Here is a 21,420-nt window from a genome sequence, read left to right as displayed (position 1 = left end):
GCGACCATGCGCATCCTGATCTCGGCGGACATGGAAGGGGCCACGGGTGTCACCTGGACCGATGACGTCGTGCCCGGAACCGAGCAGTGGCAGCGGTTCCGCCGCCTGTTCACCGGTGACGTGAACGCGGCCGTCGCGGGCCTGCACGACGCCGGCGCGAGCGACGTCCTGGTCAACGAGGCGCACTCCTCCCAGCGCAACCTGCTGCTGGAGGACCTCGACCCGCGGGTGCGGATGCTGACCGGGCGGCACAAGCCGTTGTCGATGATGCAGGGCGTCGACTCGGGTGTCGACGGCGTGGTGTTCGTCGGCTACCACGCCGGGGCCGGCGCCGAGGGCGTGCTGTCCCACACGTACCTGGAGAACCAGATCACCGGCGTGTGGCTCGACGGGGTGCCCGCGAGCGAGGGGCGGCTCAACGCCGCGCTGGCGGCGGAGTACGGCGTGCCGGTGCTCATGGTCACCGGGGACGACAAGACCTGCGACGACGCCCGGGACTACGCGCCGGAGGCGATCGGCGTGGCCGTGAAGGAATGCGTCAGCCGGTACGCCGCGATCTGCACTCCCCCGCAGCGCACGGCGACCGCGCTCAAGCTCGCCGCCGAGCGGGCGGTGGCGCGCGCCGGGCGCGTCGAGCCCCGCCGCGGCCCGCACCGGATCGAGGTCGAGTTCGACGCGAGCCACCTCGCCCAGGCGACAGCCGTGGTGCCGACCGTCGAACAGACCGGCGTGCGTAAGGTCGGCTTCGAGGCACCCGACATGACCGAGGCGATGAAGGCGTTCAAGGTGGTCACCGCGATCGCCGCGGGCGCGGTACAGGGGATCTATGGCTGACGTGGTGGATCTGTGCGCGCGGCTGGTGCGGTTCGACACCACCAACCGCGGGCACGGGGACTCCGAGGGCGAGCGTGAGGCGGCCGAGTTCGTGGCCGGCGTGCTCTCCGGCGCGGGGGTCGAGCCGAAGGTCCTGGAGTCGGCGCCGCGGCGGGCGAACGTGCTCGCCCGCGTGCCGGGCACCGACCCTTCGCTGCCGGCGCTGCTCGTGCAGGGCCACCTCGACGTAGTGCCGGCCGATGCCGCCGACTGGTCGGTGCACCCGTTCTCCGGCGAGGTCCGCGACGGCTGCCTGTGGGGCCGCGGCGCGGTGGACATGAAGGACTTCTGCGCGATGGTCCTGTCCCTGGTCGCCGAGGGGCTGCGGCCGCGGCGCGACCTCGTGCTGGCGTTCGTCGCCGACGAGGAGGACCGCGGCGAGTGGGGCGCGCACTGGCTCGCGGCCGAGCACCGGGAGTACTTCGAGGGCTGCGCGGCGGCCATCAGCGAGTCCGGCGCGTACACCTACCACGTGCCCGCGGCCGACGGCCGGACCGTGCGGCTCTACCCGGTCGGCACGGCCGAGCGGGGCACGGCGCACATGCGGCTCACCGCCCGTGGCCGGGCGGGGCACGGTTCCCGCCGCAACGACGAGAACGCCGTGGTCCGGCTCGTGGCCGCGCTGCACCGGATCGCCTCGCACCGCTGGCCGGTCCAGCTGACCCCGACCGTCGAGGCCTTCCTCGTGCGGACCGGCGAGGCCCTCGGCGTCGAGGTGGATCTGTCCGATGTGGACGGCACACTCGCCAGGCTCGGCCCGGCGGCGTCGCTGGCGGAGAACACGGTCCGCAACAGCAGCACCCCGACCATGCTCGACGCCGGGTACAAGGTGAACGTCATCCCGAGCGTCGCGCGGGCCCAGCTGGACACCCGGACCTTGCCGGGCACGGAGGAGGACCTGCTCGCGCAGCTCGACGCGCTGCTCGGCCCCGGCGTCGAGCGCGAGTTCGTCGCGCACCAGCCCCCGGTGCAGGCGCCGGTCGACTCGCCGTGGTTCGCCGCGATGGCCGACGCGCTGCGCGCCGAGGACCCCGAGGCGGTCGTGGTGCCGTACTGCATGGGTGGCGGCACCGACGCGAAGGCGTTCAGCCCGCTGGGCATCGACTGCTACGGCTTCGCGCCGCTGTGGCTGCCCGAGGGGTTCCCGTACCGGGCGATGGCGCACGGCGTCGACGAGCGGGTGCCGGTGGCGGGGCTCGAGTTCGGCAAACGCGTGCTGGGCAACCTACTTTCGTCGGTTTGACACTCTTGTCCCGTTTCGGCCAGGAATCGGCGGAAACCTTGACGTACCAGGGACTTCCGCGTTGAGCTTCGGCTCATGGCCCGAACCAACGCAGTGTCGGTGCTAGTGGCGTGCGTCGCGCTCGCTGCCGGTCTCACGGCGGCGCCCGCGACGGCGGCACCGGCGGCCGCGACCTTCTCCTCCTCCTTCGAGTCCGGCGATCCGCAACCCGCGGTCGACACCGTCGACACGAACCGGTACGGGCAGCCGCGTACCTCGGGGGTCAACGGCGCCAACGGTTCCGCGATCCCCGGCGACATCCGCGGCAAGGTCACCGACGTCACCGCCAGTGACGAGAACACCGACGGCGGCGAGGTGGCCGTCAACCTCGTCGACGCGAACCCGGACACCAAGTGGCTCGCCTGGGAGCCGACCGGCTGGGCGCAGTTCCAGCTGAGCGAGCCCACCGCGATCACCCACTACGCGCTGACCTCGGCCAACGACTCCGCCGAGCGCGACCCGAAGGACTGGACCCTGCAGGGCTCCGCCGACGGTCAGGTCTGGACCACGATCGACCAGCGCAGCGGCCAGTCCTTCGCCGGGCGCCTGCAGACCAACAGCTACCAGCTGACCTCCGCCGTCACCTACCGCTACTACCGGCTCGACGTCACGGCGAACAACGGCGGCCCGCTGCTGCAGCTGTCGGAGCTGTTGCTGGCCAACGACGAACCCGCCCCGCCGCCGCTGCCGAACATGCGCAGCTACCCCGACAGCGGGCCGGTCAGCGGCTACAGCAGCAAGCCCCGCGCGGGCTACACCGGGCTGCGCGCGTTCCACTACACCGGGACGCAGACCAGCCAGGGCCGCGGTTACTCGTACAACAAGATGTTCGACGTGCACATCCCGGTCCAGCCCGACACCGAGCTGTCGTACAAGATCTTCCCCGAGTTCACCGCTGCCGACCTGCGCTACCCGAGCACGAACGTCTCGCTCGACCTGGCCTTCACCGACGGCACGTACCTGTCCGGCCTCGGCGCCACGGACCAGTACGGCTTCACCCTCTCGCCGCAGGGCCAGGGCGCCGGAAAAGCCCTGTACACCAACCAGTGGAACCTGATCCGGGCCTCGATCGGCAAGCTCGCGCGCGGCAGGACCATCTCCCGGATCCTCCTCGGCTACGACAGCACGAGCGGTCCGGCGAGCTTCACCGGCTGGGTCGACGACGTGCAGGTAGCGCCGGTCCACCAGCAGCCCGCCGCGCGGCTCTCGGACAACGTGCTGACCACCCGCGGCAGCAACGCCAACGGAAACTTCTCGCGTGGCAACAACTTCCCCGCCACCGCCGTGCCGCACGGCTTCAACTTCTGGACCCCCGAGACCGACGCCGGCTCCACCGACTGGCTCTACCGCTACCAGGAGGGCAACAACGCGCAGAACCTGCCGACGCTGCAGGCGTTCGGGCTCAGCCACGAGCCGAGCCCGTGGATGGGCGACCGGCAGACCTTCCAGGTCATGCCCTCGGCCGCCGCGGGCGTGCCCGACGCCGACCGGACCGCGCGGGCGCTGCCGTTCCAGCACGCCAACGAGACCGCGAAGCCCTACTACTACGGCGTCAAGTTCGACAACGGCGTCAGCGGGGAGATCGCCCCGGCCGACCATGCTGCGATGTTCCGGTTCACCTTCCCCGGCAGTGACGCGAACCTGATCTTCGACAACGTCAGCGACGCGGGCGGGCTGACGCTGGACCCGGCGACGAACTCGCTCACCGGCTACTCCGACGTCAAGAGCGGGCTGTCCGCGGGTGCCGGCCGGCTCTACGTCTACGCGACCTTCGACCAGCCGGTGACCAACGGCGCGATGCTGCCCGGCGAGGGCCGTGACAACGTGCGCGGCTACCTGAAGTTCAGCGGGAAGACCGTCACCATGCGGATCGCGACCTCGCTGATCAGCGTCGACCAGGCGAAGAAGAACCTCGACCTGGAAATCGCGCCGAAGGCCAGCTTCGACTCGGTTCGTACCGCCGCTCAGGCAGCGTGGGACAAGCAGCTGGGCGTGATCGAGGTGCAGGGCGCGAGCCAGGACCAGCTCACCACGCTGTACTCCAACCTCTACCGGCTGTTCCTCTACCCCAACTCGGGCTTCGAGAACGTCGGGACCGCGCGACAGCCGAAGTACGCCTACGCGAGCCCGTTCACCCAGCAGGTCGTGGACGGCCAGCTGTACGTCAACAACGGGTTCTGGGACACCTACCGCACCACCTGGCCCGCCTACGACCTGCTCTCGCCGGACATGGCGGGCAAGATGATCGACGGGTTCGTGCAGCAGTACCGCGACGGCGGGTGGATCGCGCGCTGGTCCTCCCCCGGCTACGCGAACCTGATGACCGGCACCAGCTCCGACGTCGCCTTCGCCGACGCCTACCTCAAGGGCGTGACGAACTTCGACATCTCCTCGGCCTACGACGCCGCGGTCAAGGACGCCACGGTCGCGCCGCCGAACGACAGCGTCGGCCGCAAGGGCCTGGACAGCTCGATCTTCCTCGGCTACACCCCGACCACCACCGGCGAGGGCATGTCGTGGGCGATCGAGGGCTACATCAACGACTACGGCATCGCGAATCTGTCGAAGAAGCTCGCCGACGAGGCGAAGCCGGGCGACCCGAAGAAGCAGGAGTACCTGGACAACTACACGTACTTCCTCAACCGGGCGCAGAACTACGTCAACATGTTCGACCCCGGCGTGGGCTTCTTCCAGGGCCGGGACCCCGACGGCAGCTTCCGCCTGCCCGCCGGGCAGTACGACCCCCGCGACTGGGGCGGCGACTACACCGAGACCGACGGCTGGGGCATGGCGTTCACCGTGCCGCAGGACGGGCAGGGCCTCGCCGACCTCTACGGCGGCAAGCAGGGGCTGGCGAACAAGCTCGACCAGTTCTTCGCCACCCAGGAGACGGCGACCTTCCCCGGCGCCTACGGCGGCACCATCCACGAGATGCGCGAAGCGCGCGACGTGCGGATGGGCCAGTACGCGCAGTCGAACCAGCCGTCGCACCACATCCTCTACATGTACGACTACGCCGGTCAGCCGTCGAAGACGCAGGCGAAGGTGCGCGAAGCGCTGTCGCGGCTCTACGTCGGCAGCGAGCTGGGCCAGGGTTACCCCGGCGACGAGGACAACGGCGAGATGTCGGCCTGGTACGTCTTCAGCGTCCTGGGCTTCTACCCGCTGCAGATGGGCAGCCCGGACTACGCCGTGGGCTCGCCGCTGTTCACCAAGGCGACGATCCACCTGCCGGGCCGCGACCTGGTGATCAACGCGCCGAAGAACAACGCGAAGAACGTCTACGTGCAGGGGCTGCGGGTCGACGGCAAGCCGTGGACCTCGACGTCGCTGCCGCACGACCTGATCGCCAAGGGCGGCACACTGGACTTCGACATGGGCCCGAACCCGTCCCGCTGGGGCACCGGCCCGAACGACGCCCCGGCGTCGATCACCAAGGGTGACCAGGCGCCGTCGCCACTCGCGGACGTGACGGGCCCGGGCAAGGGCACCGGGTCGGCCGCCGCCCTGTTCGACAACACGTCGAAGACCGAGGCCCAGGCCACGACCGTGCAGTACCAGCTCGCGGCGCCCGGCAACCCGGTGTCGTACTACACGCTGACCTCGGGCAAGCAGGCCGGCGCCGATCCCACGGGCTGGACGCTGAGCGGCTCGGCCGACGGGCAGAACTGGACCACGCTGGACAGCCGCGCGAACCAGACGTTCCAGTGGCGCGACCAGACCCGGCCGTTCCGGGTGGCGCACCCGGGCGGCTACACCTACTACCGGCTGCAGCTCACCGGCCCCGCCACCCTCTCGGAGGTGGAACTGCTGGGCAAGCCGCGCTAGCGCGAAGATGGGCCGGCCGGCGGTTACGGTAGGCACGTGATCGCCGACCGGTTCTTCTCGTCCTTCGAAGAAGGGGACCCCGTCCCGCTGGCCGGCGAGGTCGGGACCGGACCGGGCCGGCCGGCGACGGCGAAGGCCGGTGCGGGGTTCACCGGCCGGCACGCGCTGCGGTACGAGCGCCCGGGGCGGGTCCGGCTGTTCGAGGTGGACCTCCCGGCGGGCGAGCACACCGAACTGTCCTATGTGGTCTTCCCCGAGGAGGGGCTGTCCATCGCCCTCGACGTCGAGCTCGACGACGGCAGCACTCTGGCGGGCACGCTCGATCCGAAAGCGTTCTATCCCGGCCAGTGGAACCTCGTCCGGCGCCCGGTCCCCGCCGGGCGCACCGTGCGGGCGATCGTGCTCAGCGGCGGGGACGCCACAGGCTGGCTCGACGACGTGCGCATCGCCGACCGCCCTCCCCGCCAGCACGACCCGGTGGACTGGGTCCGCACCACCCGCGGCACGCACTCCAGCGCCGAGTTCTCCCGCGGCAACACGTTCCCGGCCACCGCCGTGCCGCACGGGTTCAACTTCTGGACCCCGGTCACCGACGCGTCCTCGACGACCTGGCTGTACGAGTACCACCGCCGCAACGACGCCGCGAACCGCCCGCGGCTCGAAGGCTTCGCGCTCAGCCACCAGCCGAGCCCGTGGATGGGCGACCGGCACACCTTCCACGTCGTGCCCGCAGGTGACCTCGCGTTCGGGCACGAGCACGAGACGGACCGCCCGTACCACTACGGCGTGCGGTTCGACAGCGGGACGAGCGTCGAGCTCGCGCCCGCCGACCACGCCACGATGTTCCGGTTCAGCTTCCCCGGCGAAGCCGTCGTCGGGTTCTCGTGCAACCGCGGGAACGTCCGGCTCGACCCGAAACGCGGCATCGTCACCGGGCACACCCGGGTGCGCAGCCGACTCTCGGTGGGCGCGCGGCGGATGTTCGTGTACGGCACGTTCGACCGGCCGGGCCGCCGCCGGGGAAAAGCGCTGGCCTTCGACACCGGCACGGTCGAGCTGCGGATCGCCACCTCGCTGATCAGCCTGAAGCAGGCCCGCCGGAACCTCGGCCAGGAGATCCCCGCCGGGACGGCGTTCGAGCAGGTGCGGGACGACGCGCGCGAGGCCTGGCAGGGTCTGCTCGGCCGGGTCGAGCTCGACGGCGCGACCGAGGACCAGCTGACGACGTTCTATTCCGGCCTCTACCGGCTGTTCCTCTACCCGAACTCCGGGCACGAGGACACGCCGTCCGGGCGGCGGCACGCCAGCCCGGTCGTCCGCCGCTGGTGGCCGAGCACGCGGAAGCGGACCGGCGCGAAGGTCCTCGACGGGCCGATGTCGGTCAACAACGGGTTCTGGGACACCTACCGCACCTGCTGGCCCGCGTACGCGCTCCTCGCGCCGGCGCGCTGCGGCGAGCTGATCGAGGGGTTCGTGCAGCAGTACCGCGAGGGCGGCTGGATCGCGCGCTGGTCCTCCCCCGGCTACGCGAACCTGATGACCGGCACCAGCTCCGACGTCGCCTTCGCCGACGCCTACCTCAAGGGCGTCCGCGGCTTCGACGTGCACGCGGCCTACGAGGCCGCGCTGAAGAACGCGACCGTGCCGCCGCCGAACCGGGCCGTGGGCCGCAAGGGCCTGCGCGAGTCGATCTTCCTCGGCTACACCCCGCTGAGCACCCACGAAGGCCTGTCGTGGGCGCTCGAAGCCTGCGTCAACGACTTCGGGATCGCCAACCTCGCCGAGGCGCTGGGCCACCGCGACGACGCGAAGTACTTCCGCCGCCGCGCGTTGAACTACGTCCACCACTTCGACGACCGGGTCGGCTTCTTCCAGGGCCGCCACCGCGACGGCAGGTGGCGGTGGTCGCCGCAGGAGTACGGCCCCACGCGCTGGGGCTTCGACTACACCGAGACCGACGGCTGGAACATGGCCTTCTCCGTGCCCCACGACGGGAAAGGCCTGGCGAACCTGTTCGGCGGGCGGGCCGGGCTGGAGTCCAAACTGGACACCTTCTTCAGCACGCCGGAGACCGGGCGCAACACCGGCTCCTACGGCGGGATCATCCACGAGATGACCGAGGCCCGCGACGTCCGGCTCGGCCAGTACGGGCACTCGAACCAGCCCTCGCACCACATCCCGTTCATGTACCTCCACGCGGGTGCGCCCGGCAAGGCGCAGGCGGTGGTGCGCGAGGTGCTCACCCGCTGCTACCTCGGCAGCGAGATCGGCCAGGGCTACCCCGGCGACGAGGACAACGGCGAGATGTCCGCGTGGTACGTCTTCGCCGCGCTCGGGCTGTACCCGCTCGCGGTCGGCAGCCCGGTCTACGTCCTCGGCGCGCCTCTTTTCCCGCGCGCGACCATCCGCCTCGAGAACGGGAACCAGGTGGTGATCACAACGTCCGGCACCGGAATGTACGTGCGGCGGCTGCGGGTGAACGGCGAGTGGCACGAGCAGTCATGGCTCGCGCACGACGTTCTGGCCGCGGGCGCGACGCTCGAGTTCACCCTCGGCGAGGAGCCGTCCGGCTGGGGCGGCCCACCGCCGTCGCTCACCGAGGGCGACGCGCCGCCGCGCCCGCTCACCGACCTCACCGGCCACTCGCGCCCGGACCTCGCCGCACTGTTCGACGACACCAGCCGCACGCAGATCACCTTCGACACCGCCACCCCGGCCATCGAGTACACAGTGGACGGACCGCCGCGGCCGGTGGAGGTCTACACGCTCACCCCGGGCAGCCGCGGCGCGCCCACCGCGTGGGTGCTCGAGGGCTCCGCGGACGGACGGCACTGGGAGACCCTCGACAGCCGGGCGGACGAGACGTTCCGGTGGCAGCGCCAGACCAGGCCGTTCGCGCTCGCCACGCCCGCGGCGCTGCCGCACTACCGGTTGCGGGTCACCGCGGCCACCGGGCGCCGGCTTTCGCTCGCCCAGTGGGAACTGCTGGCCGGGGAGCGTTGATGGAGACGCTGACGATCACCTGGGAGCGCCTGCGCGACCGGCTGGTGGCCGCCGACCCCGGGCTGCTGCGGCTGCGCCGCGCGGCGCTCGCGGTCGGCGGGATCGCGTTCGCGATCCTCGTGCTCGGCCTGCTGGGCCGCCCGATCCCGACGATCATGCTCGCCGCGATCGCGGCGATGCAGTCGGCGTTCACCGTCAACGACCGGACCCCCAGGGCGCAGGCGGTGACCCTGGTGCTCGCGTTCTGCTCGGGCGCGCTGTCGCTGACCGTCGCCTCGATCGGCATCACCCGGCCGCCGCTGGACAGCGTGCTGTTCATCCTGCTGATCTTCCTGGCGGTGTACGCGCAGCGATTCGCGCCGCGCGGCCCCGCGCTCGGCGCACTGGCGTTCTTCATGTTCTTCTTCTCGATGTTCCTGCAGATCCACTTCGCGCAGCTGCCGCAGTACGTGCTGGCGCTGGCGGTCGGGGTCGCGGGCAACGCGCTGATGCGCTTCGTGGTGCTGCGCCGCGATCCGCAACGGGAGCTGGTGCGCATCCGGCGCGCGTTCCGGGCCCGGCTCGGCCGGCACGCGGCCGCCGCGGCGGCGTATCTGGCCGGCGGCGGCAGCGAGCGGCGGCGCAACCAGCTGCGGCGGGCGGACTCCCGCCTGCACGAGGCGGTACTGATGATCGAGGACGCGATCGACGAGGTGCTCGACCCGCCTGCGTCGGAGCTGCTGCGCCGGCGCGCCATCGAGGTCGAGATCGCGGCGCAGTGGCTGTCGATCACCGTGCGGCGGACCAACACCGAGAAGCTGCCCGACGAGGTCCGCGACGAGCTGGTCGGCAGTCTCCTGCGGTTCGAGTCGCTGATCGAGCACGACCCGCGCGAGCTGCCGGTGATCAGCGCGACCGAGGAGTTCAGCAGGATGCTGGTCACCGGCAGCCGGCTGAAGGACAAGCCCGAGCCGGGCGACGAGCTGCGCCGCGCCATCGCGGAGCTCGCGCTGGCCGACGTCAACGCCCAGCGGATCGCCGAGCAGGACTACTCCGCCGAGGCCGAGTTCCCGGAACCCGGCGAGCCGGAGAGCAAGCGGTTCTTCGCCTTCGACAACCAGGCCCGCGCGGCACTGCAGGCCATGATCGGCGGCGCGCTCGCCGTGCTGGGCGGCGAGCTGGTGTCGCACCAGCGGTGGTACTGGGCGGTGCTGACGGTGTTCGTGGTGTTCCTCAACACCTCCACCACCGGCGCGACGTTCGTGAAGGGCTTCCGGCGGGTGCTGGGCACCCTGGCGGGGATCTTCGGCGGGACGCTGCTGGCGCTGCTGGTGACCGGCAACCTCGCGCTCACCGTCGTGCTCATCCTCGTGTGCGTGTTCTGCCTGGTCTACACCGCGCGCGTGTCGCAGGTGGTGATGTCGTTCTTCATCACCTGCATGCTCGGGCTGCTCTACAGCATGCTCGGCACGTTCACCGTCGACGTGCTGTGGCTGCGGGTCGCCGAGACCGCGGTGGGCGCCACGGCCGGCATCCTCGCCGCGGTCGCCGTGCTGCCGGTGCGCACCCGGACCGTGCTGCGCTCGGACCTGGAGGCGGTGCTGGGCGACCTGCACGAGTTCCTCGACCAGGCCGAGGTGCTGCTCTCGGGCCGGGAGAACGTCAACATCATCGAGCTGTCCCGCGAGCTGGACCGCGCGGTCGAGAAGGTCCGCACCACGGTCGAGCCGCTGACGCATCCGATGAACCTGTCCAGCCGGCGCGACTACGGCTCCTACGTGCTCGCGACGCTCGACCGGCTCTCCTTCCGCGCGCGCCACATCGCCGCCCGCGCCGAGCCCGGCCTGTTCGCGGGCGACGAGCGGCTCACCGAGCTCGTGGACCGGATCACGCACAACATCGACGTGCTCGCCGAGTCGGTGCAGGGCGGCACCCAGCGCAAGCTGGACCGCGACACTGAGACGCCGATCACCCGCGAATCCGACGACCGGCACGTCCGGTCGGTGCTGACCAGCCTCGGCCGCATTGACGAGGGCGTTATCGCGCTGGGCCGGGTGTTCGAGGTCCCCACGGCGGAATCGGTCAAGCCGGGTGTGGGGCGACGCACCGGGTCCGCGCGGGCGGCGGCCGATAGAGTCACCAGCACAAGCGAAGAGAACGTCCGCAGGAGTGCGCAATGACCCATGCCCCCGTCAACGTCACCGTCACCGGCGCCGCCGGCCAGATCGGCTACGCGCTGCTGTTCCGCATCGCGTCCGGTCAGCTGCTCGGCGCGGACACCCCGGTGAAGCTGCGGCTGCTGGAGATCCCGCAGGCGGTCAAGGCGGCCGAGGGCACCGCGATGGAGCTCGAAGACGGGGCGTTCCCGCTGCTGGCGGGCACCGACATCTTCGACGACCCGAAGCAGGCCTTCGAGGGCACCAACGTCGCGCTGCTGGTCGGCGCCCGGCCCCGCACCAAGGGCATGGAGCGCGGTGACCTGCTGGAGGCCAACGGCGGCATCTTCAAGCCGCAGGGCGAGGCGATCAACGCCGGTGCCGCCGAGGACGTCAAGGTGCTGGTGGTCGGCAACCCGGCCAACACCAACGCCCTGATCGCGCAGTCCAACGCCCCCGACGTGCCTGCCGAGCGGTTCACCGCGATGACCCGCCTCGACCACAACCGCGCGACCGCCCAGCTGGCGAAGAAGCTCGGCGTGTCCGTGGCCGACATCAAGAAGCTCACGATCTGGGGCAACCACTCCGCCACCCAGTACCCGGACATCTTCCACGCCGAGGTCGCGGGCAAGAACGCCGCCGAGGCCGTGGGCGACCAGAAGTGGCTGGAGGACGACTTCATCCCGACCGTCGCCAAGCGCGGCGCGGCGATCATCGAGGCCCGGGGCGCGTCCTCGGCCGCGTCGGCCGCCTCGGCCGCGATCGACCACGTCCACACCTGGGTCAACGGCACCGCGGGGGGCAACTGGACCTCGATGGCCGTACCGTCGGACGGCTCCTACGGCGTGCCCGAGGGCCTGATCTCGTCCTTCCCGGTGACCACCCGTGACGGCAAGTGGGAGATCGTGCAGGGCCTGGAGATCGACGACTTCTCGCGCGGCAAGATCGACGCGTCCGTGGCCGAGCTGACCGAAGAGCGCGACGCGGTCCGCAAACTCGGACTGGTCTGATCTGTTTTCGCTGGAGGCCCGGCTCCCTGATGGGAGCCGGGCCTCTTCGCGTGCTCGGGCGGCCCTTCGCCTTTTATCGTTTTACGCGCGGAGGAGGCCGGGTAAAGGGCGCCTTCGGCGTCGCTGGGCGATGGGCTTCGCCCACCCTTGACACGGCCGTCCGCGCCGAAAGTGCGGCGGGGACGAAGGGGCTGGCAGGGGTGTAAGTGCCTGCGTGCTTTTCGTTGTCCGCTGCCGGTTTTCGTCGTGATGCGGAGGAGGCCGGGTCCGTCTAGGCGCCGGTGAGTCCTCGCCGGGTCAGCAGCGGGGTGATCTCCGGGTCGCGGCCGCGGAAGGTGCGGAACGCCGCCATCGAGTCGGTGCTGCCGCCGCGGCTGAGCAGCGTCGACCGGAAGTGGTCGCCGTTCGCCCTGGTCAGGCCGCCGTTCTCGTGGAACCACTCCACCGTGTCGGCGTCGAGGACCTCGCTCCAGATGTAGGAGTAGTAGCCCGCCGAATAACCGCCGCTGAAGACGTGCGCGAAGTACGTGCTGCGGTACCGCGGCGGCACGACGCGCAGCGCCACCCCCGCCTTCTCCAGCGCCGCCGCCTCGAAGCGGGCGACGTCGTCGATGTCGTCGTCGGCCGAGATGCCGTGCCACGCCTGGTCCAGCAGCGCCGCCGCGAGGTACTCCGTCGTCGCGTGGCCCTGGCCGTACTGCGCAGACTCCTGCAGCCGCTCGACCAGCCGCTGCGGCAGCGGCTCGCCGGTCTCGTGGTGCTTGGCGTAGTTCGCCAGCACCTGCGGCCACAGCATCCACATCTCGTTGACCTGCGACGGGTACTCCACGAAGTCGCGCGGCACGTTCGTGCCGGAGAACGCCGGGTACCGCACCGCCGACATCAGCGCGTGCAGGGCGTGCCCGAACTCGTGGAAGGCGGTCACCACCTCGTCGAACGTCAGCAGCGTCGGCTCGCCCTCCGGCGGGCGCGAGATGTTCAGGTTGTTGACCACCACCGGGCGCCCGCCCAGCAGGTACGACTGGTCGGCGAAGGTGTTCATCCACGCGCCGCCGCGCTTGGAGTCACGTGTGTAGTAGTCGCCGAGGAACAGCCCCAGCGGCGAGCCGTCCGCGTCGAAGACCTCGAACACCCGCACCTCGGGGTGGTAGGTCGGCAGGTCGTGCCGCTCGGTGAAGCTCAGCCCGTACAACTGGTTGGCCGCGAAGAACACGCCGTCGCGCAGCACCCGGTCCAGCTCGAAGTACGGGCGCAGGGTGGCCTCGTCGATGTCGTAGCGCGCCTTGCGGACCCGCTCGCCGTAGAACGCCCAGTCCCACGGCTCCAGCGTCGCGCCCGGGATGTCCTGCTCGAGGTAGCGCTGCAGCTCCTCGGCGTCCCGCTTGGCGTTGGCGACCGCCGCGGGGGCGAGCCGCTCCAGCAGCCCCACCGCCGCCTCCGAGGTGCGCGCCGTCTCGTCGGAGATGACGTACGCCGCGTGGTGCGGGTAGCCCAGCAGCGCCGCGCGCTCGGCCCGCAGGGCCGCGATCCGGGTGAGCACCGCGCTGTTGTCGTTGTCGTTGCCCCGGTTGCCACGCGCGGTGGAGGCCCGGAACAGCCGCTCCCGCAGGGCGCGGTTCTCCAGCGAGGCCAGCAGCGGCTGCGACGTCGGCAGGTTCAGGCTCAGCAGGTACCGGTCCTGCTCGCCACGCGAGTTCGCGGCCTCCCGCGCCGCCGCGACGGCGTCCGCGGACAGGCCCGCCAGCTCGCTCGCGTCGTCCACCACGACCGCGAGGTCGTTGGTGTCGCGCAACAGGTTCTCCTGGAACCGGGTGCTCAAGGTGGACAGTTCCCCGTTGAGCTCCCGCAGCCGCGCCTGGTCGGCCTCCGGCAGGCCGGCGCCCGCGCGGCGGAAGTCGGTGTGCACGCGCTCGAGCAGCCACGCCGACTCCTCGTCCAGGCCGAGCGCGGCGCGGTTGTCGAACAGCTCGCGCACCCGGGCGTACAGCCGCGGGTCGAGGTGGATGGCGTCGTGGTGCGCGGCGAGCTTGGGCGCGATCTCCGCCTGCAGGTCCTGCAGTGCGGGGTTGGTGTCGGAGGAGGTGAGGTTGAAGAACACCGACGACACCCGCGTGAGCAGGCTGCCGGACCGCTCCAGCGCCACGACGGTGTTGTCGAACGTCGCGGGCTCGGGGTTCGCCGCGATGGCCTCGACCTCGGCCGCGTGCTCGGCCAGTCCCGCCTCGAACGCCGCCGCGTGGTGCTCGTCGCGGATGCGGTCGAACGGCGGCAGCCCGTAGGGCAGTTCGCTCGGCTTCGCGAACGGATTGTCCGGTGAGAGCTGAGAGTTCACTGACGGCCCCTTCGTCCCGTGGAACCTCCGACCTCGGCATCGGAGGATGCCTTCTTCCTACCGCGCTTGGGCGGCGGTGGCACCACTCCCGCGAAATCGGAGCCGTGGTCGTTCACCCGCAACACGAACGGGCGAGTCTCGGTGTAGCGCACGACCGAGATCGACGCCGGGTCGACCACGATCCGCTGGAACGAGTCCAGGTGCTGGCCCAGCGCGTCGGCGAGGATCGCCTTGAGCACGTCGCCGTGGCTGCACAGCAGCCAGACCGCGTGCTCACCGTGGGTGGCGGTGATGCGGGCGTCGTGCTCGCGGACGGCGGCGACGGCGCGGGCCTGCATCGCCGCGAGGCCCTCGCCGCCGGGGAAGACCGCCGCCGACGGGTGCGCCTGCACCACCCGCCACAGCGGCTCCTTGACCAGCGTCCTGAGCTCGCGGTTCGTCCAGTCGCCGTAGTCCACTTCGGACAGCCGGGGGTCGACCGCGCGGTCCAGCCCGCGGCCGTCCACCAGCGGTGCCACGGTCTGCTTGCAGCGCAGCATGGGCGACACGACGGCCTCGGCCAGCGGCACTCCGGCGAGCCGGTCGAGCAGTGCCCTGGCCTGGCCGCGCCCGGTGTCGTCGAGCCCCACCTTGGGGGTCCGGCCGGCCAGCACGCCCGATCCGTTCGCGGTCGAGCGGCCGTGCCGGAGAAGGATCACGGTAGCCACGGTTCGAGAGTAGCCGTGGCACGCAGTGTCTCCGTTGAGGGTGGCGGTGGGCGAGGGGCCGGCCCTTACGTGGCGCTGGTCTCAGAACTGGGGTCCGGCGTCGGGCTTGAGGACGTCGGTGGCCATCAGCACGAACAGCGCGGCGCCCAGTGCGAGCCGGTAGACCACGAACGGCAGGTAGCTGCGCGTCTTGATGAAGCTCATCAGCCAGGCGATCACCGCGTAGCCCACCCCGAACGACACCAGCGTCGCCAGGATCGTCGGGCCCCACTGCGGGCTGTTCTCCCCGCCGATCTTGCTGACCTCGTACAGCCCGGAGCCGAAGACCGCGGGCACGGCGAGCAGGAAGGCGTACTCGGTCGCCTCCGCGCGGGTGTAGCCGAGCAGCAGCCCGGCGCTGACGGTGCCGCCCGACCGCGACACGCCCGGGACCAGCGCGAACGCCTGCGCGATGCCGTAGCCCAGGCCGTGCGGCACGGTCAGGTGGTCGAGGTCGCGGTACTTCGCGCCGACCCGGTCGGCGATGAGCAGCACGACGCCGAACACGATCAGCACGGTCGCGGTGATCCGCAGGTCGCGGAAGGTGGAGTGGATGTCGTCCTGGAACAGCAGGCCCAGCACGACGATCGGGAGCGAGCCGATGATCACCAGCCAGCCCATCCGGGCGTCGGGGTCGTGGCGCCACTCGCTACGGAAGATCGAGAAGAACCAGGCGCGGATGATCCGCCCGATCTTGCGCGCGAAGTAGAGGATCACCGCGAGCTCGGTGCCGATCTGGATGACCGCGGTGAAGGCGGCGCCGGGGTCGCCCCAGCCCGCCAGCGCCGCGGTGATGCGCAGGTGCGCGCTCGAGGAGATGGGGAGGAACTCGGTCAGGCCCTGGACGAGCCCGAGGACGATCGCTTCGAACCAGCTCATGGTCACCGAGCCCTTGCCGCGTTACGTCTGATTTGCACGGTGCGGAAGGCTATCGGTCGCCATGATCGCGGAGGCGTCGGCCTCGCGTCGGCACCCGCCCATTACTCTCTGTGGCATGGAGAAGCGACAGCTGGGCAGGTCGGGACTGCGCGTCTCCAGGATGGCGCTGGGCACCATGAGCTGGGGCGGTGAGACGGACGCGGACGAGGCGGCGAGCCAGCTGGTCGCGTTCGTGGACGCCGGGGGCACGCTGGTGGACACCGCGGACATCTACGCCGAGGGCGAGTGCGAGCGGATCCTGGGCGCCCTGCTCGCCGACCTGGTGCCCCGCGACGACGTGGTGCTCGCGACGAAGGCGGTCGCCCGGCGCACCGACGGCCCGTTCGGCGGCGGCGCCTCCCGCGGCGCGCTGCTGTCCGCGCTCGAGGGCTCGCTGCGGCGACTGGGCGTGGACCACATCGACCTGTGGCAGCTGCACGCGTGGGACGACACCGTGCCGCTCGCGGAGACGCTCTCGGCGCTCGACCACGCCATCACCTCGGGCAAGGTCCGCTACGCCGGCGTCTCGAACTACGCGGGGTGGCAGCTGGCGACGGCCGCCTCGACCAGCACGTCGCTGGTGTCCGCCCAGGCCGAGTACTCGCTGGTGGAACGCGGGGTGGAGCGCGAGGTCGTGCCCGCGGCGGTGCACCACGGCATCGGGCTGCTGCCGTGGGCGCCACTGGGCCGCGGCGTGCTGACCGGCAAGTACCGCACCGGCACCCCGGCCGACTCGCGTGGCGCGTCCGCGACCTACGCCGGGTACGTGGAGCAGCACCGCACCGACCGGGCCGCCCGGATCGTCGAAGCGGTGTCCACCGCGGCCGACGGCCTGGGCACCTCACCGCTCGTGGTCGCACTGGCCTGGGTGCGGGACCAGCCGGGCGTGGTGGCGCCGGTGGTCGGCGCCCGCGACACCGGTCAGCTCACCGGTTCCCTCGCCGCCGAGGAGATCGTGCTGCCCAGGGCCATCAAAGCCGCGCTCGACGACGTCAGCGCGATCCAGTTCGGTTACCCGGAGCGGTGGCCCAGGTGACAAGCAGGTGACACAGACGTGACGTGGCAGGCATTGTGGAGCATGCTGGGGCCGAACGAGAGGAAGTCCGGAGGTCGCGTGCGGAGGTCCGCGATGATGGTGGCGGTACCGGTGGCTTGTGCGCTGCTGGCGACCGCGTGCTCCTCGGACACCGGCAAGGGTGACGACGACCTGCAGATCGTCGCCAACCCCGTGGCGGCGACCGCGCCGGTCTCCCCCGCCCCCGCCGCCTCCCCCGCCGGCACCGTGCTCCCGGCCGGGCACGTGACCGCGATGGCGTCCGACGACCACACGCTCGCCGTGGCGGTGGCCGACCCGCCGTCGGTGCTGCTGTACCCGCTGGGCGACCTGAACGCCGCGCCGGCCCGGGTCGCCGTGGACGGCACGGTCGAGCAGCTCAGCTTCGACGCCGGGCAGGTCCTCGCGAGCATCCCCGGCAAGGGCGAGGTCGCCCGCATCACCGACGGCTCGCACGTCGGCGAGCTGGGCGTGCCAGGTCAGCCGGTGGACGCGATCGGCGCCGGGGGCGAGACGCTCGTGGCGGTACGCGACCGCAAGGCCGTCGAGGTGTACCAGGGCGGCAAGCTCGCGAAGACCATCAGCGGCGGGCTGTACAGCGCCGACGAGGTGGTCCGCAGCGGCGACCAGTTCGTCGTGCTCGACCGGCTGCGCACGGCGGTGTTCCTGGTCGACGTGCCGGGCGGCACGATCGGCGCGGGGCTGCGGGCGGGTGACGGCGCGACGAACGCGGTCGCGGACTCGTTCGGGCGCGTGCTGGTCACCGACACCCGCGCCGGCGCGCTGCTCGCGTTCTCGACCGACCCGTTGCTGCTGCGCCAGATGTACCCGGTGCCCGGCGGGGTGTACGGCATCGCCTACGACAGCCGGCGCCATCTCGCGTGGGTGACGCTCACCGGCACCAACCAGGTCGTGGGCTTCGACGTGCGCGGGGGCGAGCCGGTCGAGAAGTACCGCTTCCCGACCGTGCGGCAGCCGGACTCGGTCACGGTCGACGCGGCGAGCGGCAAGGTCTACGTCGGCTCGGCAACGGGAGAAGGGATCCAGGTGGTCCAGCCATGAGCACATTCGAGGCGGTGGTCGACGAAGACTGGGAGTACCGGCGGCTGCAGTTGCCGCCGGGCCTGTCCCGGCGCGCCGCCGCGACCCAGCTGTCCATCCACGCCGAGTTCGCCGGCTGGGAGCTCTCCACGGTCCGGCTGTACTCCGACGGCAGCCGCCGGGTGTGGCTGCGCCGCAAGCGCCGCCCGGCCGACGTCGGGTACCTGGCCTCGTAGGACCGCTCAGCTGGCCCGGAAGAACCGGTCCAGCACGCGGGTCCCGAACTTGAGGGCCTCGACCGGGACGCGCTCGTCGACGCCGTGGAACAGGCCCGAGAAGTCCAGGTCGGCGGGCAGCTTCAGCGGCGCGAACCCGAAGTTGCGGATGCCGAGCGACTGGAACGACTTCGCGTCCGTGCCGCCCGAGAGCATGTACGGCAGCGTGCGCGCGCCGGGGTCCTCCGCCAGCACCGAGGCCGTCATCGCGTCGACCAGCGCACCGTCGAAGGTCGTCTCCACCGGCGGGAGCTCCAGCCACTCCTTCTCGATGTCCGGCCCCAGGATCTCCTCCAGCTCGCGGTCGAACGCCTCGATCCGGCCGGGCAGGATCCGGCAGTCCACCGCCGCCTCGGCGACCGACGGGATGACGTTCGACTTGTAGCCCGCGGTGAGCATCGTCGGGTTCGCGGTGTCGCGCAGGGTCGCGCCGATCATCCGGGAGATGTTGCCGAGCTTCGCCACGGCCCCGTCGATGTCGTCCTCCGGGAAGTCCCACCCGGTGATCTCGGTGACCCCGGCCAGGAACTCGCGCACCGAGTCGGTCAGCACCAGCGGGAACCTGTGGTTGCCCAGCCGGGCCACCGCCTCGGACAGCTTGGTGACCGCGTTGTCCCGATGGATCATCGAACCGTGCCCCGCGGTGCCGCGCACGCGCAGCTTCATCCAGCGGATGCCCTTCTCCGCCGTCTCGATGACGTACGCCCGCACGTCGTCCTTCAGCGTGATCGAGAAGCCGCCGACCTCGCTGACGGCCTCGGTCACGCCCTCGAACAGCTCGGGGCGGTTCTCCACCAGCCACTGGGCGCCGAACTTGCCGCCGGCCTCCTCGTCGGCCAGGAACGCGAAGACCAGGTCCCGCGGCGGGACGATCCCCTCCCGCTTGTAGTGCCGGGCCAGTGCCAGCGTCATGCCGACCACGTCCTTCATGTCGACCGCGCCCCGACCCCACACGTAGCCGTCCTGGATCGCGCCCGAGAAGGGGTGCACGGACCATTCCGCGGGGTCGGCGGGCACGACGTCGAGGTGGCCGTGCACGAGCAGCGCGCCCCGCGAGGGGTCTGCGCCGGGCAGGCGGGCGATCACGTTGTGCCGGTCCCTGCCGCCGGACTCGACGTAGGAGATCTCGTACCCGACCTCGGTGAGCTTCTCCGCCACGTACTCCGCGGCCGCCCGCTCCCCTACCAGGGTCTCCGGATCACCGGTGTTGGTGGTGTCGATGCGGATCAGCTCGCTGGTCAGCGTGACGGCCTCATCGGCCGCGGTCTCGATCTGGCTCACGAAGCATTCCTATCATCCGGTGACCAGCCGCGTGATCCAGTAGGCGAGCGCGGCCACCGCCGCGGCCGCGGGGAAGGTCAGCACCCAGCCCAGCACGATGTCCCTGGCCACCCCCCACCGCACGGCCGAGAGCCGGCGGGTGGCGCCGACGCCCATCACCGCCGAGGTGATGACGTGGGTCGTGGACACCGGGGCCTTGAACGCGAACGCGGTGAGATACAGCACCGACGAACCGACGGCCTCGGCGACGAACCCGTGCGGTGGGTCGAGCGGGAACACCCGCCGCCCCAGGGTGCGCATGATCCGCAGGCCGCCGGAGTAGGTGCCCAGGCCCAGCGAGACCGCGCACAGCAGCGTCACCCAGATCGGCACGCCGAAGCCCTGCTGGTGCCCGCTCGTGACGAGCGCCAGCACGATGATGCCCATGCCCTTCTGGGCGTCCTGGATGCCGTGCCCGAGCGCGAGGCTCGCCGCGGAGAGGATCTGCAGCCGCCGGAAGACGTGCCCGACGCGGTGCTGGTTGCGCCTGCGCAGCAGCCACAGCGCGCCGACCATCGCGAGGTAGCCCAGGATCAGCCCGACCGCGGGTGAGAGCACCATCGGGATGAGCACCTTCTCCACGACCCCGCTCCAGTGCACGGTGCCCGCGGACGCGAGCGCCGCGCCGACCAGGCCGCCCACCAGCGCGTGCGAGGACGACGAGGGCAGCCCGAAGTACCAGGTGACGAGGTTCCACGCGACCGCGCCGACCAGTGCGGCGAACACCACACTCAGCGCGGCCGAGCCCTTGGGCGGGTCGATGAGTCCTTTCGCGACGGTGACCGCGACGCCGGTGCTCAGCAGGGCGCCGATGAGGTTCATCACGCCGGCCAGGATCAGCGCCGCGCGCAGCGACAGCGCACGCGTCGACACGGCGCTGGCGATGGCGTTCGACGCGTCGTGGAAGCCGTTGGTGTAGTCGAAGAAGACGGTCAGCAGGATGACGCCGACCAGGGCGAGGGTGGCCCCGCTCACTACGACTCCTTGACAGCGATGGTCTGCACCACGTCGGCGACGTGCTCGAAGGCGTCGGCCGCCGACTCGAGCCGGTCGACGATCTCCTTGGCCTTCATCACCTTGAGCGGGTCGCCGCCCGCCCAGCCGTCGTTGAACAGGTGCGCCAGCAGCCGCCGGTAGACCCCGTCGGCCTCGTCCTCGATGGCGTTGACCTCCTCCCAGAACGCGCTCAGCTCGGTGACCTTGCGCATCCCGGGCATCGCCTCGGCGGTCAGCGCGGCGGCGCGGGCCAGCAGCTCGACCATCTTCTCCACGCCGGGCGGGAACTCGTCGATCCGGTACAGCACCGCGAGGTCCGCGGCCTCGTCCATGTCGTCGAGCACGTCGTCGAGCCGGGAGGCCAGCAGCTGGATGTCCTGCCGGTCGAACGGGGTGATGAACGACGTGTTCAGCGCCAGCATGATCTCCTGCGTGGCGTCGTCGCCCAGGTGCTCGGTGTCGTGCATGAGCTGGGCCACCTTCTCGCGCTCGGCGATGGGCACGGAGATCAGCTCGGTCAGCAGTCCCGCGCCCGTGACCAGGTTGCCCGCCGCGGTGGTGAGCAGGTCGAAGAAGCGGGTGTCGCGCGGCGTCAAACGCACGAAGG

Annotated in this window: 15 protein-coding genes; 9 read left to right on the top strand and 6 right to left on the bottom strand. The window is 71.3% G+C overall.

The features are described 5' to 3' along the window. Window positions 1-6 precede the first annotated feature (6 nt). From LWP59_RS15750 to LWP59_RS15725, 6 genes are all read left to right on the top strand, one after another. Window positions 7-834, top strand: coding sequence for a M55 family metallopeptidase (locus LWP59_RS15750; protein ID WP_144640443.1), 828 nt, complete (start codon window positions 7-9; stop codon window positions 832-834). Then, on the top strand, window positions 827-2,116 hold the full coding sequence (locus tag LWP59_RS15745; RefSeq protein ID WP_144640446.1) for a M20/M25/M40 family metallo-hydrolase: 1,290 nt from the start codon (window positions 827-829) through the stop codon (window positions 2,114-2,116). Before LWP59_RS15750 ends, LWP59_RS15745 begins: the two co-directional genes overlap by 8 nt. A gap of 75 nt (window positions 2,117-2,191) precedes the next feature. Next, window positions 2,192-5,983: a GH92 family glycosyl hydrolase gene (locus LWP59_RS15740; protein WP_144640449.1), complete on the top strand. Its 3,792-nt coding sequence runs from the start codon at window positions 2,192-2,194 to the stop codon at window positions 5,981-5,983. Window positions 5,984-6,019: 36 nt separating this feature from the next. Further along, entirely contained in the window at window positions 6,020-8,986 is a 2,967-nt protein-coding gene (locus LWP59_RS15735) for a GH92 family glycosyl hydrolase (RefSeq protein ID WP_373299427.1), read from the top strand. Continuing rightward, window positions 8,986-11,145 carry an FUSC family protein gene (locus LWP59_RS15730; protein WP_144640452.1) on the top strand — a complete coding sequence of 720 codons (2,160 nt, stop codon included), beginning with the start codon at window positions 8,986-8,988 and terminating at the stop codon, window positions 11,143-11,145. Before LWP59_RS15735 ends, LWP59_RS15730 begins: the two co-directional genes overlap by 1 nt. Further along, entirely contained in the window at window positions 11,142-12,131 is a 990-nt protein-coding gene (locus LWP59_RS15725) for a malate dehydrogenase (RefSeq protein WP_144640454.1), read from the top strand. The genes LWP59_RS15730 and LWP59_RS15725 overlap by 4 nt, the downstream gene beginning before the upstream one ends. Before the next feature lie 271 nt (window positions 12,132-12,402). Here LWP59_RS15725 and LWP59_RS15720 read toward each other — a convergent pair whose 3' ends face one another. From LWP59_RS15720 to LWP59_RS15710, 3 genes are all read right to left on the bottom strand, one after another. Next, complete coding sequence (locus LWP59_RS15720; RefSeq protein WP_144640457.1) at window positions 12,403-14,463, bottom strand: M3 family metallopeptidase; 2,061 nt, start codon at window positions 14,461-14,463, stop codon at window positions 12,403-12,405. After that, window positions 14,460-15,170 carry a histidine phosphatase family protein gene (locus LWP59_RS15715; RefSeq protein ID WP_144640460.1) on the bottom strand — a complete coding sequence of 237 codons (711 nt, stop codon included), beginning with the start codon at window positions 15,168-15,170 and terminating at the stop codon, window positions 14,460-14,462. The genes LWP59_RS15720 and LWP59_RS15715 overlap by 4 nt, the downstream gene beginning before the upstream one ends. Before the next feature lie 81 nt (window positions 15,171-15,251). Beyond that, on the bottom strand, window positions 15,252-16,088 hold the full coding sequence (locus LWP59_RS15710; protein WP_144640462.1) for an undecaprenyl-diphosphate phosphatase: 837 nt from the start codon (window positions 16,086-16,088) through the stop codon (window positions 15,252-15,254). A gap of 115 nt (window positions 16,089-16,203) precedes the next feature. Here LWP59_RS15710 and LWP59_RS15705 point away from each other — a divergent pair, with 115 nt between their 5' ends. From LWP59_RS15705 to LWP59_RS15695, 3 genes are all read left to right on the top strand, one after another. Continuing rightward, on the top strand, window positions 16,204-17,163 hold the full coding sequence (locus LWP59_RS15705) for an aldo/keto reductase (RefSeq protein WP_186383310.1): 960 nt from the start codon (window positions 16,204-16,206) through the stop codon (window positions 17,161-17,163). Between the two features lie 93 nt (window positions 17,164-17,256). Next, the gene (locus LWP59_RS15700) at window positions 17,257-18,243 is read left to right on the top strand and encodes a YncE family protein (RefSeq protein WP_373299425.1); all 987 of its coding nucleotides are present in this window, start codon (window positions 17,257-17,259) and stop codon (window positions 18,241-18,243) included. After that, complete coding sequence (locus tag LWP59_RS15695; RefSeq protein ID WP_144643691.1) at window positions 18,240-18,458, top strand: DUF5703 family protein; 219 nt, start codon at window positions 18,240-18,242, stop codon at window positions 18,456-18,458. The genes LWP59_RS15700 and LWP59_RS15695 overlap by 4 nt, the downstream gene beginning before the upstream one ends. A gap of 6 nt (window positions 18,459-18,464) precedes the next feature. Here the strand turns inward: LWP59_RS15695 and LWP59_RS15690 are convergent, their stop codons facing one another. The 3 genes from LWP59_RS15690 to LWP59_RS15680 are packed head-to-tail and all read right to left on the bottom strand — an operon-like array spanning window position 18,465 to window position 21,415. Then, window positions 18,465-19,778, bottom strand: coding sequence for a M20/M25/M40 family metallo-hydrolase (locus tag LWP59_RS15690; RefSeq protein ID WP_144643690.1), 1,314 nt, complete (start codon window positions 19,776-19,778; stop codon window positions 18,465-18,467). Window positions 19,779-19,790: 12 nt separating this feature from the next. Then, on the bottom strand, window positions 19,791-20,792 hold the full coding sequence (locus tag LWP59_RS15685) for an inorganic phosphate transporter (RefSeq protein ID WP_144643689.1): 1,002 nt from the start codon (window positions 20,790-20,792) through the stop codon (window positions 19,791-19,793). Then, window positions 20,792-21,415, bottom strand: a complete 624-nt coding sequence (locus LWP59_RS15680; RefSeq protein WP_144643688.1) for a DUF47 domain-containing protein — start codon at window positions 21,413-21,415, stop codon at window positions 20,792-20,794. The genes LWP59_RS15685 and LWP59_RS15680 overlap by 1 nt, the downstream gene beginning before the upstream one ends. Window positions 21,416-21,420 lie beyond the last annotated feature (5 nt).

This window comes from Amycolatopsis acidiphila (assembly GCF_021391495.1).
Taxonomy (GTDB): Bacteria; Actinomycetota; Actinomycetes; order Mycobacteriales; family Pseudonocardiaceae; genus Amycolatopsis_E; species Amycolatopsis_E acidiphila.
The sequence above is the reverse complement of the archived record's forward strand: the minus strand, read 5'-3'. Positions and strand labels throughout refer to the sequence as shown.